The sequence below is a fragment of the Qipengyuania sp. S6317L1 genome (assembly GCF_023015615.1).
Classification (GTDB): Bacteria; Pseudomonadota; Alphaproteobacteria; order Sphingomonadales; family Sphingomonadaceae; genus Erythrobacter.
This window is the reverse complement of sequence record NZ_JALKAJ010000002.1, coordinates 287097-301829: the sequence shown is the minus strand read 5'-3', so window position 1 is coordinate 301829 and position 14733 is coordinate 287097. Positions and strand designations below refer to the sequence as shown.

15 protein-coding genes are annotated in these 14733 nt (G+C 59.2%); 7 read left to right on the top strand and 8 right to left on the bottom strand.

The annotated features are described in order from the left end of the window. Positions 1 to 7: 7 nt before the first annotated feature. Positions 8 to 1609 carry a hypothetical protein gene (locus tag MWU38_RS02790; protein WP_247270306.1) on the top strand — a complete coding sequence of 534 codons (1602 nt, stop codon included), beginning with the start codon at positions 8 to 10 and terminating at the stop codon, positions 1607 to 1609. Next, positions 1606 to 2748, top strand: coding sequence for a glycosyltransferase (locus MWU38_RS02785; RefSeq protein WP_247270305.1), 1143 nt, complete (start codon positions 1606 to 1608; stop codon positions 2746 to 2748). Before MWU38_RS02790 ends, MWU38_RS02785 begins: the two co-directional genes overlap by 4 nt. Here the strand turns inward: MWU38_RS02785 and MWU38_RS02780 are convergent. Next, on the bottom strand, positions 2726 to 3121 hold the full coding sequence (locus MWU38_RS02780) for a GtrA family protein (protein ID WP_247270304.1): 396 nt from the start codon (positions 3119 to 3121) through the stop codon (positions 2726 to 2728). The genes MWU38_RS02785 and MWU38_RS02780 overlap by 23 nt on opposite strands. A 1-nt stretch (position 3122) precedes the next feature. Beyond that, complete coding sequence (locus tag MWU38_RS02775) at positions 3123 to 4106, bottom strand: glycosyltransferase family 2 protein (RefSeq protein ID WP_247270303.1); 984 nt, start codon at positions 4104 to 4106, stop codon at positions 3123 to 3125. A gap of 164 nt (positions 4107 to 4270) precedes the next feature. Between MWU38_RS02775 and MWU38_RS02770 the strand changes: the two genes are divergently transcribed. Continuing rightward, positions 4271 to 4591, top strand: a complete 321-nt coding sequence (locus MWU38_RS02770) for a hypothetical protein (protein WP_247270302.1) — start codon at positions 4271 to 4273, stop codon at positions 4589 to 4591. Here MWU38_RS02770 and MWU38_RS02765 read toward each other — a convergent pair. The 4 genes from MWU38_RS02765 to MWU38_RS02750 form a co-directional block, all read right to left on the bottom strand. After that, positions 4578 to 5363, bottom strand: coding sequence for an SDR family NAD(P)-dependent oxidoreductase (locus MWU38_RS02765; RefSeq protein WP_247270301.1), 786 nt, complete (start codon positions 5361 to 5363; stop codon positions 4578 to 4580). The two genes, MWU38_RS02770 and MWU38_RS02765, sit on opposite strands and share 14 nt — an antisense overlap. A gap of 24 nt (positions 5364 to 5387) precedes the next feature. Further along, on the bottom strand, positions 5388 to 5819 hold the full coding sequence (locus MWU38_RS02760; RefSeq protein ID WP_247270300.1) for an OsmC family protein: 432 nt from the start codon (positions 5817 to 5819) through the stop codon (positions 5388 to 5390). A gap of 23 nt (positions 5820 to 5842) precedes the next feature. Next, positions 5843 to 6049, bottom strand: coding sequence for a dodecin (locus tag MWU38_RS02755; protein WP_247270299.1), 207 nt, complete (start codon positions 6047 to 6049; stop codon positions 5843 to 5845). A gap of 100 nt (positions 6050 to 6149) precedes the next feature. Continuing rightward, on the bottom strand, positions 6150 to 6782 hold the full coding sequence (locus MWU38_RS02750) for a glutathione S-transferase (protein WP_247270298.1): 633 nt from the start codon (positions 6780 to 6782) through the stop codon (positions 6150 to 6152). A 138-nt stretch (positions 6783 to 6920) separates the two neighbouring features. On the opposite strand from MWU38_RS02750, the gene MWU38_RS02745 reads away from it, so the two are divergent. Next, positions 6921 to 7301 carry a limonene-1,2-epoxide hydrolase family protein gene (locus tag MWU38_RS02745; RefSeq protein ID WP_247270297.1) on the top strand — a complete coding sequence of 127 codons (381 nt, stop codon included), beginning with the start codon at positions 6921 to 6923 and terminating at the stop codon, positions 7299 to 7301. Here MWU38_RS02745 and MWU38_RS02740 read toward each other — a convergent pair. After that, a complete protein-coding gene (locus MWU38_RS02740; protein WP_247270296.1) occupies positions 7298 to 8863 on the bottom strand; it encodes a cryptochrome/photolyase family protein in 1566 nt (521 codons plus the stop codon). The genes MWU38_RS02745 and MWU38_RS02740 overlap by 4 nt on opposite strands. Before the next feature lie 45 nt (positions 8864 to 8908). Next, entirely contained in the window at positions 8909 to 11077 is a 2169-nt protein-coding gene (locus MWU38_RS02735) for a primosomal protein N' (protein WP_247270295.1), read from the bottom strand. A gap of 57 nt (positions 11078 to 11134) precedes the next feature. Between MWU38_RS02735 and MWU38_RS02730 the strand changes: the two genes are divergently transcribed. The 3 genes from MWU38_RS02730 to cobT all read left to right on the top strand — a co-directional run bounded on the left by MWU38_RS02730 (position 11135) and on the right by cobT (position 14509). Beyond that, entirely contained in the window at positions 11135 to 11842 is a 708-nt protein-coding gene (locus tag MWU38_RS02730; protein ID WP_247270294.1) for a DUF4197 domain-containing protein, read from the top strand. Positions 11843 to 11952: 110 nt separating this feature from the next. Further along, positions 11953 to 12606 (top strand): fructose-6-phosphate aldolase, encoded by a 654-nt coding sequence (gene fsa, locus MWU38_RS02725; protein WP_247270293.1) that lies wholly within the window; start codon positions 11953 to 11955, stop codon positions 12604 to 12606. A 64-nt stretch (positions 12607 to 12670) separates the two neighbouring features. Further along, the gene (gene cobT, locus MWU38_RS02720) at positions 12671 to 14509 is read left to right on the top strand and encodes a cobaltochelatase subunit CobT (RefSeq protein WP_247270292.1); all 1839 of its coding nucleotides are present in this window, start codon (positions 12671 to 12673) and stop codon (positions 14507 to 14509) included. The last annotated feature ends 224 nt before the right edge of the window (positions 14510 to 14733 follow it).

The following is a 14733-nucleotide window of genomic DNA, read 5'->3' as shown; positions in this document are numbered from 1 at the left end:
ACGCGCCATGAGCAAGGCGATGAGCGATATGGGCATTTCACCCCCGGTCCCCGGAGAAGGGGCCGCTGATACACCACAGCAAGCCCATTTGGGCTGGCTTGCTGCGGCGTGCGTGTTGTTGCCCCTCCTGGCTCTCATTTCGCCCATCAACCACGATGAGACGCAGTATATCGCGGCGGCTCAACTGACGAGTGATGGCTTCGTCCCGTTTCGCGATTTTCTTTACCTACAAACGCCTTATCAGATATATTTCTTCGCACCGTTGTTTGAACTGTTCGAAAGATATGGCTTTCTCGCCTCGCGTGTGGTCACCGCGCTTTCGGGAGGAGGCGCCTTGGTGCTCGCCTATGCGGCGTTGCGCAGGCTTCGGTTGGATGCGGGCCGCGCTGCGATTTGCTGCATCTTGCTCGCGCTGTGCCACACTTTTGCGTTTAGCGTGACGGTGGTGCGCAATGACGCGCTGCCAGCGCTTCTTTTGAGCGGAGCGATATTGTTGGCCGCCATTCAGCTTGCCGAGACGCGCCGGAGCGCGGGGCGGCTTTGGGTATGGGCGATTGCTGGCGCTGTGCTTGGGATGGCAGCGGGAACCAAAATATCCTACCTTGCGCCTGCGCTTTGCCTTGCTGGATTTCCCGTCTGGGCCGCACTTGTGAGAGCGATGCCGTGGCGCACCGCAATTCTGTGGTCCGCCGCCGCGACCATCGGGCTCGCGCTCGCACTTGCCCCGCTCCTTTGGTTTCGGGAAGCAGCGCCTCTCGCTTTCGATTATGGCAACTTCGGCTATCATGCCCAAGCTCCGCTTGCATGGTACGCGGCCAATGGACTTGAGGATCGTCTGACCTTCTTCGCCAAGTTGCGCGACGTGTTCTTGACGCTGATCAGGGGGCCTGCGCTGTTTGCTCTGGTGGTGTACGTGTGGCTGCGTCTGGCATCTGTGCGAGCACGTGAGGCGCAGCGGCCCATCTTGCTTCTGATCGACGTTCTGGTGTTCGCCGGGCTTGTCGCCACTGTCGCTCCCACACCCACCTGGCGGCAATACGCCATGCCTCTTCTGCCGCCGCTGTTCGTGGGATTTGGCCTCGTCTGGCAGGAGCACTGCGAGAAGGGCGGCAAGGTCGCGAGTTTTGCCAAATACGCCTTTATCCTTGCCGCCGTCGTAGGGGTTGGGCAGCCGGTGTTTCAGATCTGGAAGGGCGCCATGAGTGATGATGCCAACCCGCTGGTCATCCAGTCCGAGGGCGCGTTTCTCGCTCGCGAAGCTGCAAAAGCCGGGCTTGATGGCCTCGCCGCGAGCCTCAGCCCCGAAGTGGTGCTTGCAAGCGGCCTTCCCCTCGATCCCACCTTCGCTACCGGCCCCTTTGCCTACCGCACCGGCGATATGATCGCAGAAGCGGACCGGGATGTTTTGCGCATAACCACGCACAGCACCGTTGCCGAGTATCTCGCTCAGACCCGGCCTGATGCGATAGTGACGGGCTATGAGAACTTCGACCATGTCGATGCACTTGGTCTCGAAGTGCCGATCGAGGAATTTGCTCGGAACGCTGGGTACCGCCGATTGGAGAGCCCTTACGGCAACGCCGTGATCTGGCTGCGAGACGGTCGGTGACGAGCCGCCGCGTGATCGGCGCTATTGTCTATGACCTTCGGGCAAGCGGGGTGGTGCGCAACCTCCTTCGCATCGCCAGAGCCGCGCGCTCTGCGGGCCTTGATTTCGAGCTTTGGCCGCTGCGAGGGCAGGGCGAGTTCTTGGAGGAGGCGCGAGAGTGTGCGCCGCTCAACCCCATTCTCGCAGACCAGACCACAGCGCAACGCGATTGGGATTCTCTGAGGCATCAGGGCGCTCTTGCCGAGGCGTTCAAGTCCCGCGCCCCTGCGCTCATCTTCTCCGCTGGCAATCAGATGCACTGGCATGTGGCAAAAGCGCTTGGATCGTTGTCCGACAGCAAGCGACCGCGGTCTCTTGCCAGAGCAAGCAATGCGGTTGTCTCGCAAGGGCAATCGAACTGGTTGATCCGCAAAGCGATCGCGAGCCAAGAGGCGTTGCAATATCGCGCGATGGATCATGTCGTCGCGGTCTCGGAGGAGTTGCGGGAGCAAATTGAAAGCGGGCTTGGCATTTCCGCCGACAAGCTGTCGGTCATTCCCAATGGCATCGACGCCGCGCGTTTTGCAAGCACCAGCCTGCAAACTCCGGAAAATGAGCGCCCCGTGATCCTTGGCATTGGCCGCCTCTCCAAACAGAAGGACTTTGCGACCCTCATTGACGCTCTCGCGCTTATAAGCACCCAGCCAAAACCGATTTTGCGGATCTTGGGGCGCGGCAGCCAGGCCTGGATGATGCGCCTTCGGGGCCATGCTGAAGCCAAGGGGGTAAGCGAACGGGTCGAACTCCTTGGTCATGTCGACAATGTCGCAAAGCATCTGGCGAAGGCTGATCTGTTTGTCTCCTCGTCACGGTGGGAAGGGGCGAGCAATGTCGTTCTCGAAGCGCTGGCCTGCGGAACCCCGATTGTTGCCACAAAAGCACCAACGGGCATTGCCGAGGTGCTCGCACCGCTGGGCGAGGAGAACCTTGTGCCCGTCGGCGACGCATCGGCTTTGGCGCAGGCTATGACGCGGCGCTTGTCCCTACCAAGAGGCTCCGACGCGCTTACCGCAAGAGCTAGAGAGTTCTCTCTTCAGAACACTCTCGATGCGTATATAACACTTTTTGAACAGCAGCTTAGTTTGGTATCTTCTCATTAAAGACGAAGCGGCTGCTTGCCAGATAGTTCACCACCAGCCCCGCTATCGACCCGCAGGCCACGGCCAATGCCGGATGCCCTATAAAACCGGTACCCCACGAAACCAGCGCCGCATAGGTCGCGTAATTGACCAGCCCGCCACCAGCGTTTGCGACCAGGAATTTCAGCCATTCGCTCACGCTGGGCGGCACTTCGCTGGCAAACGTGAAGCGTCGGTTCACCCCCCATGTAAAGGTTGCCGCACAAAGGTACGAAATGACGCGCCCGGTATAGAGCCCCGCTCCAAGCGCAAAGCTTGCATAAAGCGCGGCGATATCCACGAGGAAGCCTGTTGCGCCAACAAGGGCAAAGCGCAGGAAGCGCGGCATTTCCATGTCAGGCGTCGCTCTCGCCTGGCTCGCCGTCCCCCAGGGTCGCATGGACACCGGGCACCGCGAGATACCGCATCCGCTTTGCTTCTTGCCGACCGCGTGTGACGGTTTGCAGGATCAAGCCGCTAAATAGGAACAGGAACGCCAGAAGCATCAAAGCGCTCGATAGGATGGCTGTCGGGAAACGCGGCACGAGCCCGGTTTCGAGATAGGTCCCCAGTATAGGCACAGCGAGGGCCACGGACACGAGCGCCAGCAGCCCGGCGAAGGCAGAAAAAAACTGCATAGGCCGCTCTTGCTTGAGCAGGTTCACTATGGTGCCAAGGATTCGAAAACCATCGTGAAATGTGCGCAACTTGCTTTCAGAACCCGGCGCGCGATCGCTGAACGCGATAGGCATTTCGCTCGCTGGCATCTCCAGCTCAAGCGCGTGAATGGTAAGCTCGGTTTCGATCTCAAAGCCGCCCGACATCACCGGGAAAGACTTCACGAAGCGGCGCGAAAAAACGCGGTAGCCGCTCAGCATATCGCGGAATTGGTCGCCAAAGATCTTGCGCACCAGCACGCTGAGCATCCAATTGCCGAACTCATGGCCCGGGCGGTAAGTGCCCGCTTTTTCCTGCTGACGCGCGCCCACCACCATGTCGAGACCTTGGCTTTGGAGCGCGCTGACCAATACGCCTGCCGCGCCTGCGTCATAAGTGTCGTCGGCGTCGCACATGACGTAAATATCGGCTTCGATATCAGCAAACATCCGGCGCACCACATGGCCTTTGCCCTGTCGCGGCTCTCGCCTCACGATTGCCCCTGCCTCGCGCGCTATCTCCACCGTACCGTCGGAGCTGTTGTTATCATAAACGTAGATTTTGGCCGCGGGCAGACTCTTGCGAAAATCCGCGATCACCTTCGCTATCCCGCCCGCTTCATTGTAGCACGGCAGAAGCACCGCAATCTCGGGCACGGTCGCTGACAACATCGAGGAGCTCATCTCGGCGCTCGTTTTTGCTGGGGGTTTACGATCAAGAAGCATGGTGGGCCCTCCCATGCGTATGGGCCGTGCTTCGTGTCAATCTTTTGCGCGTCGCTTTCGCCGCTTGAGACACTTGAGACACTGTACAGGAGTTTAAATCAAATCGATCAATAAAGACCTCTTTGATCGAGGAAGACGATCTATCGTGTGGTGCGCCATCTGAAGCATCGGCCTGCGATAACAAGCGCGCGCGCAGTAGGAAATCGGGGGACCCGGGCAATACGCCTTACCCGAAATGGACCTTCGACATTCTTGGCTGGATGAACTCGTCGAGTATTTACGCTCAAACGCCAGCCCACGATGTCACTTCGAGCTATATTCGCAACGCGGCCTCTCGGATACGCACTAAAACGCATAGCAACGTCAGCTACACTTGTGGCGACTTTGTGGTGCTGGATCGCTCCTATGTGACCGACCAGAGCGCGCATCTCAAGCGTTTTTGATTGTAAGCCCGCCATCGACGGGGATCGCGACACCTGTCAGAAAGCTCGCCGAAGGCAGCACCAGTGAGAGCGTCATATGCGCGACTTCCTCCGGGATGCCATAGCGGCGCAAAGGCACGCGGCGCTTGGCGTAGATTTCCTTGTGCTCTTCAGGGATGCCTTGCGTGATGCCGGTGCGTATCGGGCCGGGGCAGATGCAATTGACCGTTATACCATCGCGGCCCAGATCCACGGCGAGGCCCCGTGTAAGCCCGATCACCCCGTGCTTCGCCGCGACATAGGGCGAATTGCCGGGCGTCGCGCCAAGCCCTTCGGTCGAAGCAATATTGACGATGCGCGGGCAGTCACTTTTGCGAAGATGCGGCATGGCAGCGCGGATCATCCTTTGCTGCCCGGTTAGCATTGCGGCAATGCTCGCGTCCCAGATACCGGGATAGCTTTCATCCTCGATGGGCGCGTGGCGCGCGAAACCTGCGTTGTTCACGACAATGTCGAGCCCGCCGAATTCATCAGCGATACGCTCAACGCCAGAATTGATCGCGGCCTCATCGCTCACATCAACAGCAAGGGGAAAAGCGCGGCCCGAATAGTCAGCTTTGTTGATCTCGCTTGCCACCGCATCGCATTTCGCCTGCTCAAGGTCAGTGACCGCGACCAACGCCCCTTCAGAGGCGAAGAGATGCGCGGTCGCCCGGCCCATACCGCTGGCGGCGCCGGTCACGACCGCCTTGTGGCCTGAAATAGAGCGGCTGAGTGGCTGATAAGGTTCCAACGTCGTCCCGCCCTGCTTGCGCTCTTACCCTTCAAACTCGGTTTCGAGCGTTATTTCACAATCGAGAAGCTTTGAAATAGGGCAATTTTCTTTTGCTTTGTTCGCAAGCTCCTCGAACGTGCCCTTTGAGACACCGGGTAACTTGCCCTTTAATTTCAATGCACTTTTCGTGACGACAAAGCCGCCTTCGCCATCATCTTCGAGGGTCACATCGCAATCGCAATGAAGTTCGCCGTCCTCGTGCCCGGCTTCTGCCAGTTGAAAACTGGTTGCCATCGTGAAGCATGAGGCGTGCGCTGCGGCGATCATCTCTTCGGGATTGGTGCCCGCCGCGTCTTCAAAGCGGGTGTTGAAACCATAAGGATTGTCGAGCGCACCGGATTTGGTGGAGACATGCCCTTTTCCGGTTTTGCCCAGACCTTCGTAGCGGGCGGAGGCGGAATTGGTCGTTTTCATGGATTGTTGCTCCTTTGACCCGATCAATCGAGTGTAAAACCGATGTCCAATGTGACTTGGAAATGGGCAACTGAACCATCTTCGATGTGACCGCGTGTTTCGACGACCTTGAACCAGTTCATGTTGCGAATGCTCTCATTCGCCTTTGCAACCGCGCCGTGAATGGCATCTTCGACCGACTTGGTCGAGCTGCCCACGACCGTGACGACTTTGTAAATGTGATCTGACATTTTGGCTCTCTCCTTGAATTGCCTTTTGACACCAGTGTCCTTCCCTCACCTACTGGCGGGAGAATAGATTGTTCCAAAGATGAGGCGAGAGGTTGGACGATCAGTCGAGTTTGGGCGGAAAACCCGGTTCAGCCTTGGCCATCGCCGCCTGATAAGCGGGCCGCGCGCCGATGCGTTTCAGATAGGCCTGCAAATTCGGCATGCCCTCGATGCTCATATCGCTGAACGCGCGCGCCGTTGTGAGAGAAAAGCCCAGCATGATGTCGGCGGTCGAAAACTGCGTCCCGCCAAAATATTCGTGCTCGCCCAACGCCTTTTCGATATGCGCCCAGGCATTGGTGATACGTTTGGCAAGCGGGGGTGGCATCTGTGCGCCGACGGCATTCACCGCAATGCTCATCATGCCATTGGTCATCAGCGTCGCATTGGCGAAGTGATACCAATACAGATGCTGCGCAAAATTGGGGCTGTCGGGGCCGGGCACCAAGTCCGTATCGGGCGCATATTTGCCCACGATATAGTCCATGATCGCGCCGCTTTCGCCGAGAACCAAGTCGCCATCGGTGATGACCGGCGCGATCTCCATCGGGTGGAGCGCTTTCAATTCTGGCGGAGCAAGGCGCGTCTCGGAATCGCGGTTATAGAGCTTGAGATCGTATTCGAGCCCCAGCTCCTCACACAGCCAGACGATACGCTCTGATTGCGAAATACGAAGGTGGTGTACGGTCAGCATGTGGGCTCTCTCCTGAGTGTAAGTTTTTCAGGACTTTTGCGGTGCTTGTGCTGAATGTCGAGTGATTTGTCGAAAGCGCATTGGTGTGGCTGCGAAACCTCTTCCAATGCTTACGCTAAAGCCGTAGCGTCCGCTCCCATGGACAACGTCAAAATCGCCAGCCTTTTTTTTACATCGCTCGAAGTGGCGGACCTGGAGACTGCGCGAAGCCTTTGCGCTGACACTTTCCAAGGGACACAAAACGGCGGTGCGCCGATGGATGCCGAAACACTGATGGGTTTCACCGCCTTGGTGCACAAGGTGGTGCCCGATTTTCGCTATGAAAATCCGGTACGCCAAGCCACGGACACCGGCTTCATCGAGGAGCACGACGTGTGCGGAACGTTGCCTGATGGCGCACCGTTCAAGCTTATCTTGTGCGTTGTCGGCGAGATTGAGGATGGCAAGATTACGCGGTTTCGAGAGTATGTCGATACCAGAGCGGCTGCAGGGTTGTTGAAAGCGCTTCAGCCGGGTTAGCCGTTTCGCGCCCAACTTTTGTCGGCAGGCTCAAGACTGTCGAGGAAGTGCTGCGCGCTCTCAAGGTAATCGCGCCGCTTTTCTTTATCCATGCGGTCCCAGTTGGAATAGATGCGGCCAATCCGGTGATTGCTTTCCAGCCGGTCGCGATGGCGGTCCATGAAATGCCAATAGAGCGGGTTGAACGGACACGCACCTTCGCCCGTTTTCTTGCTGACCGAGTATGTGCATTTCTTGCAGTAGTCGGACATCTTGTTGATGTAATTGCCGCTTGCCGCGTAGGGCTTGGTCGCAAGGTTTCCGCCATCGGCATAGAGGATCATGCCAGAGACATTGGGAAGTTCCACCCATTCATAGGCATCGGCGTACACGGCGAGATACCAATCCTGCACATCCTTCGGATTGATACCGGCGAGGAGGCAGAAATTGCCGAGCACCATAAGCCGCTGAATGTGGTGCGCGTGCGCGTTTTCGTGGGTTGAGCGGATACAGTCAGACAGGCACCGCATATCGGTTTCACCGGTCCAGAAGAACTCAGGAAGTACGCGCTGTGCGTTCAGTTTGTTATCCGTCTGCAGGTCCGGCATCTTGAGCCAGTAAAAACCGCGAATGTATTCGCGCCAGCCGATAATCTGACGAATGAAACCCTCAACCGAATTGATGGGTGCGCGGCCGTCCTCGTACGCTTTCTCGGCTCTCTCGCACAGCTTGATCGGGTCCAGAAGGCCGCAATTGATGCTGGTGGACAGCATGGAGTGATAGAGGTCGTCTGACCCGTGGACCATCGCGTCCTGATAGGGGCCAAACTTCTCGATCCTCTGGGCGAAAAAGGCATCGGCGGCTTTCTCGGCCTCGGTGGCGGTGACGGGCCATTGGAAGCTATCAAGATTGCCGAAGTGGTCGCCAAAGCGGTCCTCGACCAATTTCATCACTTCTTTGGTGATTTCATCGGGCTCGAATTTAGGGACGGGCGGCGGGTCCATCTCGTCTTTTGGCGGTTCGCGGTTGTCCTTGTCGTAGTTCCAGTCGCCGCCGACAGGTTTGCCGTCGTCCTTCATCAGGATGCCGGTTTTCTTGCGCATCTCGCGGTAGAAATGCTCCATGGTGAGGTGCTTGCGATCCTCGGCCCAGTCGCGAAACTCCTGATGCGAGCATAGGAAACGGCTGTCGGGCAGGATTTCGACCTCGCAGTCGAATTTGTCCGCCCATTCCTCAAGCGATTGCTGCACCCGCCATTCGCCCGCTTCGACTACTCGGATGGTGTCGGGATCATGGCGTTCGATCGCACGGGCGACTTCGCCGGTGAAGCTGCCCGAATTGTCCTCATCGTCCAGTTTCACATAGTCGACCTGCCAGCCGGCATCGCGAAGTTCCTGCGCAAAATGGCGCATGGCGGAGAAGATCAGCGTGATCTTCTGCTTGTGGTGTTTGACGTAGGTCGCCTCGCCCCAGACCTCCATCATCAGGACCACACTGCCATCTTTTGTGGCCCCCATTATCGAGGGAAGGCTGCGCGTGAGCTGGTCACCGAGAACGGGAATTAGGGTTGTGGCTTTGGGCATGGCCTTCATACGCGTGAGTGTGCGAAAAGTGCCGCGTGCGTGCGTTTAGACGAAACTGTATGGGTCGATATCGACGCCAACGCGTACGCCGGGGGGGAATTCCTGTGTGGCGAGCCAATCACGAAGCGCGCCTTGCAGATTGGCGCTGCGCCGCGCGTTGATGAGGAAGCGGTAGCGGTAGCGGTTGCGAAGGAGCGCCATTGGGGCGGGCGCTGGGCCAAGGATCATCACATCGTCCAGATGCGGGCGCGAATGGCCCATGCGCGTCGCGACATCACGCACTTCGCGTTCGTCCTCGCTCGACAGGATGATCGCGGCCCATCTGCCAAAGGGCGGGGCCCCTGCATCGCGGCGCGCTTCGGTTTCGGCCTCGTAGAACCCGTCGCGGTCGCCATCGGCTAGCGCCGCGATTACAGTCGCCTCCGGATGGCGCGTTTGGATCAGCACTTCTCCCGGTTTCGACCCGCGACCTGCGCGTCCAGCGACCTGCGCGACCTGCTGATAAGTGCGTTCTGCCGCGCGCAAATCTCCACCCTCAAGGCCAAGGTCTGCGTCGACCACGCCCACTAGGGTAAGGTCAGGAAAGTGAAAGCCTTTCGTCACCAACTGCGTGCCAACTATCACGTCGATGGCTTTGGCTTCGGCCTTGGCGATAAATTCGGCGGCGCGTTCGGGCGAGCCAAGCGTGTCGGAGGTCGCCACCGCAACGCGCGCATCGGGGAAGCGTTCGGCAACCTCGTCGGCAATCCGCTCCACACCCGGCCCGCAGGCGACCAGGCAATCCGCCTCGCCGCACTCTGGGCAGCTGTCGGGCACTGGTCCCTCAAGTCCGCAGTGGTGGCAGGAAAGGCGGCGTGAGAGCCGATGTTCGACCAGCCACGCACTGCAATTGGGGCATTGGAAACGGTGCCCGCAATTGCGGCACAAGGTGAGGGGCGCATAGCCCCGCCGATTGAGAAAGAGGAGCGATTGCTCGCCCGCCTCCAGCCGTTTTCCAAGCGCCTCAACCAAAGGCTCAGCCAGCCAGCATCCCGACCCCGGCTTATGCTCTGTAAGGTCGACGAGCTTGATTTCAGGCAATTCAGCCCCGCCAAATCGGCTGGGCAGTTCAAGCTTTGTGTAAGTCCCGCTGTTCGCCATATGCAGGCTTTCAAGCGCAGGCGTTGCGCTGGCGAGCACCACGGGGATCTTCTCGAACCGCGCACGCATGACTGACACATCGCGCGCGTTATAGCGCACTCCGTCATCCTGTTTGAAACTGATCTCATGCGCTTCATCGACGACGATCAGGCCAAGGTTCGCATAGGGCAGGAACAGTGCCGAGCGCGCACCCACGATGACCTGCGCCGAACCCTCACTGATCGCCCGCCAGGCTCGGCGCCTCTCGGTGGATTTGAGCGACGAGTGCCATTGCACCGGCGCTGTGCCGAAGCGTCGTTCAAACCGTGTGAGAAAATTCTCAGTCAGCGCAATTTCGGGGAGCAAGACCAGCACCTGCCGCCCCATGCGCAGCGCCTCGGCGACGGGTTCAAAATAGGTCTCCGTCTTGCCCGAACCTGTGACACCATCGAGCAGGAATGGCTCAAACTTGCGCGCCTCAACCGCTTTTACCAGCGTCTTGGCAACGCGCATTTGATCGTCTGACAATGCTGGCTGATGGAAATCAGGATCGCTAGGGGGATAGGGCCGATCAATCGCCACCGTCACCGGCTCTATCACGCCCTGATTCACAAGACCTCTAAGCACGCCGGTCGAAACCCCTGCAATCTCGGATAGTTCGCGTAAAATGCCCTGCTCGCCGTGCAAGAGTTCAATCGCCGCCTCGCGCTGCGGGGTCATACGTTCAGGCACGGCCCCTTCGACCAGCCGATATTCGGTTGTTGTGGTTGGCCCACCCAATGCGCCGCCGCTTGACAAAACCATGCGGGCAACGCTTGCAAGGGGGGCGCAGTAATAGTCGGCAGTCCATTCGATCAGGCGACGCAGCGGCGCTGAGATTGGCGGCACCGGCACGACCTCGCGAAGCGCCCGAAGCTTCGAGGCGTCAACCTCTGCTCCCGGTAATCGCCCTTCGTCCCACACCACGCCCGTTACGGTGCGCGGGCCCAGGGGCGCGACCACGACGCTCCCGGCTTCCACAGCCATTGCTTCGGCCAGCTTGTAATCAAGCGGCCCCAGTGCTGCATTCAGGACAAGAATTCGGACGCGGTTCATCGCAGGGCTACAACTATGCCGCGTGAGGCGAATATGCCAGTCAATGAGGAGGCACATATGCACAAATCCCCGCACACATCTGCAAATACGCCGGTCGCGCGCCGTCAGTTTATCGGGGGAGGTCTCGCGCTTTCGGCAGCGCTCAGCCTTCCAGCTTGCGCCGGCACGTCCGGTTTCAGTCTGACCGAAGCGGTGCGGCGTTTGCTTCTGCTGTCAAGCGAGAATGCTTTTGCAAGGCTTACCGCGGACGGCGGGTTCTGGGATAATCAAGTGGCTCAGCTTGGTCTTGGCGACATGCTCGGATCGCGTGGCAATGTCCTGACGAGGGTTCTCACCTCGACGCTGGTGAAGGCCCAGTTGGAGGATGCTTTTGCCGACTTTGCCATTGATGCCTCGTTCAAGGCCGCGCCCATCGTGACCGAAGCGGTGCGGACCATCGGCTTTGCCAATGCGGTTCAGCTGGTGCGCGGGGGCCCAAAGGCGGCAACCACTGCCTTGCGCGGGGAGTTGGGCGGACGGTTGATCGACGAGATGGTGCCAGAGCTAGGCGATGCGCTACGCATTGCGTCCGACCCGGCGGTTTCCGAACTTCTGCGCGAAGTAAGCGGGTCAGATATCAGCGGTATTGTGCAGGGTTTTGCGGGCAATATCGACGATGTGATCTGGAGCGAAATCGGCAATGAAGAAGCGCTCATTCGCGCCAACCCGCAAGGAACCAACGACCCGCTTCTGATCGGCGTCTTTGGGCTTGGAAGGTCGCTCTAGGGCTGATCGCGCACAAGGCATCCCCGAAACAACGAACCTCTCCGGTTGCGAATCTCCCTCCACACGGGCAATCAGCGTCGAAAGAGAGACTCGATTGAAAGGCCCCGCCCATGAAATTCTTCGCCGACACTGCAGAGATTGATGCGATCAAGGACCTCGCAGCAACAGGCCTTTTGGACGGGGTTACGACCAACCCGTCGCTGATCCACAAGTCGGGCCGCGACTTCATGGAAGTGACACGCGAGATTTGCGGCATCACCGATGGCCCCGTGTCCGCAGAAGTCGTCGCCCTCGATCACGAGACGATGATGAAAGAGGCCGAAGTTCTTCGCAAGATCGCGGACAATGTCTGCATCAAGGTCCCGCTGACGGTCGATGGGCTCAAGACCTGCAAGGCGCTCACGGGCGATGGCACGATGGTCAATGTGACGCTGTGCTTTTCGGCGAACCAGGCGCTGCTTGCGGCGAAAGCGGGTGCAACCTTTATCTCGCCGTTCGTTGGGCGCCATGATGACAACGGCTTTGAAGGTATGGACCTTATCGAGGACATCCGTCTGATCTATGATAACTATGGTTTCGATACCGAAATCCTTGTCGCGTCCGTTCGCCACGTCACCCACGTGCTCGAAGCTGCGAAGATCGGCGCAGATGTCATGACGGCGCCGCCCAAGGTGATCCATGCGCTGTTCAACCACGTGCTGACCGACAAGGGCATTGAAGGCTTCCTCAAGGACTGGGAAGCCACGGGGCAGTCGATTGTATAATGGGCATCGTTTGATCAGATACGCCTTGCCGCCACGGCTCATGGGTTGCTAACGGCAACCGGTAATGTCTGAAGAAACACCTCTCGATAAATTCAAGCAGGCCCTGACCGGAGCCTCTCGCGCCATTTCCCGCGATGCGGAAGTCGAGGTTGCGTGGAGCGCGGACGTGCCGGGCGCGTCTGGCAACCGTTTTCGCGTGCCATTGCCCGGACGCGATTTGCCCGCGGAGCAGGTGAGCGAAGCGCGCGGGTTCGCTGACAGTTTTGCATTGAAGCTGCGCCACCATGATGCGGGGCTTCATGCGGTGAATGCGCCGCCTGAACCCGTTGCGCGGGCTTGCTACGATGCGATCGAGCAGGTCCGTTACGAGGCGCTTGGCGCGAACCGTTTTGACGGGATCAAGGCCAACCTCGACGATGCTACCGAGATGCGGCTCAATTCAGACGGCATCACCCGTGCGCAAAACGCTTCCGAAGTGCCGCTGCAAACCGCGCTTGCCCTGATGGTGCGCGAGGAGCTTACCGGCGAACCTATTCCCGAGCGCGCTGTCACTGGCCTTAGCCTTGTGCGTGAGGCGATTGAGAAGGCGGTCGGCAATGATCTCTCTGCCCTCACAGACAGTCTTGGCGATCAGGAAGCCTTTCAAAGACTCGCGCTCGACATGCTGCGCGACCTTGATCTGACCCGTCCGACTGAAGAACAGGACCAGACCGAAGACGACGATTCTGACGAAGACGATGGTCAGGATGAAGAGGACGCGGGCGACGAGCAGCAAGAGGGCGAGGCCGAACCCGACACTGCTGAAGCTGCTGGCGAAATGCAGGAGGGCGAGGCTGAGGGTGATACCGAGGCCGAAATGCAGGGCGATGAGGACTTTGAGGAAGGCGAGCCGGGCGAAGACGGCGATGCCTCCAACGCGCCCACGCGCCCGAACCGTCCGCAAGCCGACATTCCCGAAGGCCTCGATTACAAGGCCTTCACCGAAAAGTTCGACGAGGAAATCGAAGCACCTGAGCTTTGCGATGCTGAAGAATTGGACCGCCTGCGCGCCTATCTTGATAGCCAGCTGACCGGGCTTCAGGGTGTGGTGACGCGGCTTGCCAACCGGTTGCAACGTCGCTTGATGGCGCAGCAGAACCGCAGCTGGGACTTCGATCAGGAAGAGGGCGTTCTGGACGCCGCGCGCCTGTCCCGCGTGATCGTGTCGCCGGGCACGGCGCTCTCTTACAAGGTCGAGCGCGATATCGATTTCAAGGATACGATTGTGACCTTGCTGATCGACAATTCGGGCTCCATGCGCGGGCGTCCGATCTCCATCGCCGCGATTAGCGCCGATATCCTCGCGCGCACGCTGGAGCGGTGCGGGGTGAAGACCGAGATCCTCGGCTTTACCACCAGAGCTTGGAAGGGCGGGCAATCGCGCGAGGCATGGCTGGCCGATGGCAAGCCGCAAGGGCCGGGGCGTCTCAACGATCTGCGCCACATCATCTACAAGCAAGCCGATGAGCCTTGGCGCCGCGCGCGCCGCAATCTCGGCCTGATGATGCGTGAAGGGCTGTTGAAAGAAAACATCGACGGCGAAGCGCTTTTGTGGGCGCACTCGCGTCTGGTCTATCGCCCCGAGGAACGCCGCATTCTGATGGTGATCTCCGACGGCGCGCCAGTGGATGACAGCACCCTGTCAGTGAACTCGGCTGGCTATCTCGAAGCCCACCTTCGCGGCGTGATCGATTGGATCGAGAATGTGTCACCCGTGCAGTTGGTCGCCATCGGCATCGGCCACGACGTAACCCGCTACTACCGCCGCGCGGTGACGATCATGGACGTCGAGCAACTAGGCGGCACGATCATGGAGCAGCTTGCGGAGCTGTTCGAAGATGAGAAGGGCGGACGGCGGCGGTGAGTGAGGCGCCTCGGAGAATAGAGATCGACGGTTCGAGCTGGCATAGCAAGACAGATTTCTATGAAGCTCTTGCGGAATCCCTTGGGAGTTTCGAAGGGCATGGTCGCAATGCCGACGCTTTCCTTGAAACAATGATTTATCTGACCGACTTCAATCGGGAGCAGCCTCCCTATAAGTTGGTTGTGACCAAGGCCCCGAGTACTCTTGTGCAATTCCTCCGTGAA

What these genes read in the sequence shown, in the direction of transcription:
- MWU38_RS02790 (WP_247270306.1), top strand. Translation starts at nt 8, where the DNA reads ATGAGCAAGGCGATGAGCGATATGGGCATTTCACCCCCGGTCCCCGGA.
- MWU38_RS02780 (WP_247270304.1), bottom strand. Translation starts at nt 3,121, where the DNA reads ATGGAAATGCCGCGCTTCCTGCGCTTTGCCCTTGTTGGCGCAACAGGC.
- MWU38_RS02775 (WP_247270303.1), bottom strand. Translation starts at nt 4,106, where the DNA reads ATGAGCTCCTCGATGTTGTCAGCGACCGTGCCCGAGATTGCGGTGCTT.
- MWU38_RS02760 (WP_247270300.1), bottom strand. Translation starts at nt 5,819, where the DNA reads ATGAAAACGACCAATTCCGCCTCCGCCCGCTACGAAGGTCTGGGCAAA.
- MWU38_RS02755 (WP_247270299.1), bottom strand. Translation starts at nt 6,049, where the DNA reads ATGTCAGATCACATTTACAAAGTCGTCACGGTCGTGGGCAGCTCGACC.
- MWU38_RS02750 (WP_247270298.1), bottom strand. Translation starts at nt 6,782, where the DNA reads ATGCTGACCGTACACCACCTTCGTATTTCGCAATCAGAGCGTATCGTC.
- MWU38_RS02745 (WP_247270297.1), top strand. Translation starts at nt 6,921, where the DNA reads ATGGACAACGTCAAAATCGCCAGCCTTTTTTTTACATCGCTCGAAGTG.
- MWU38_RS02740 (WP_247270296.1), bottom strand. Translation starts at nt 8,863, where the DNA reads ATGCCCAAAGCCACAACCCTAATTCCCGTTCTCGGTGACCAGCTCACG.
- MWU38_RS02735 (WP_247270295.1), bottom strand. Translation starts at nt 11,077, where the DNA reads ATGAACCGCGTCCGAATTCTTGTCCTGAATGCAGCACTGGGGCCGCTT.
- MWU38_RS02730 (WP_247270294.1), top strand. Translation starts at nt 11,135, where the DNA reads ATGCACAAATCCCCGCACACATCTGCAAATACGCCGGTCGCGCGCCGT.
- fsa (WP_247270293.1), top strand. Translation starts at nt 11,953, where the DNA reads ATGAAATTCTTCGCCGACACTGCAGAGATTGATGCGATCAAGGACCTC.
- cobT (WP_247270292.1), top strand. Translation starts at nt 12,671, where the DNA reads ATGTCTGAAGAAACACCTCTCGATAAATTCAAGCAGGCCCTGACCGGA.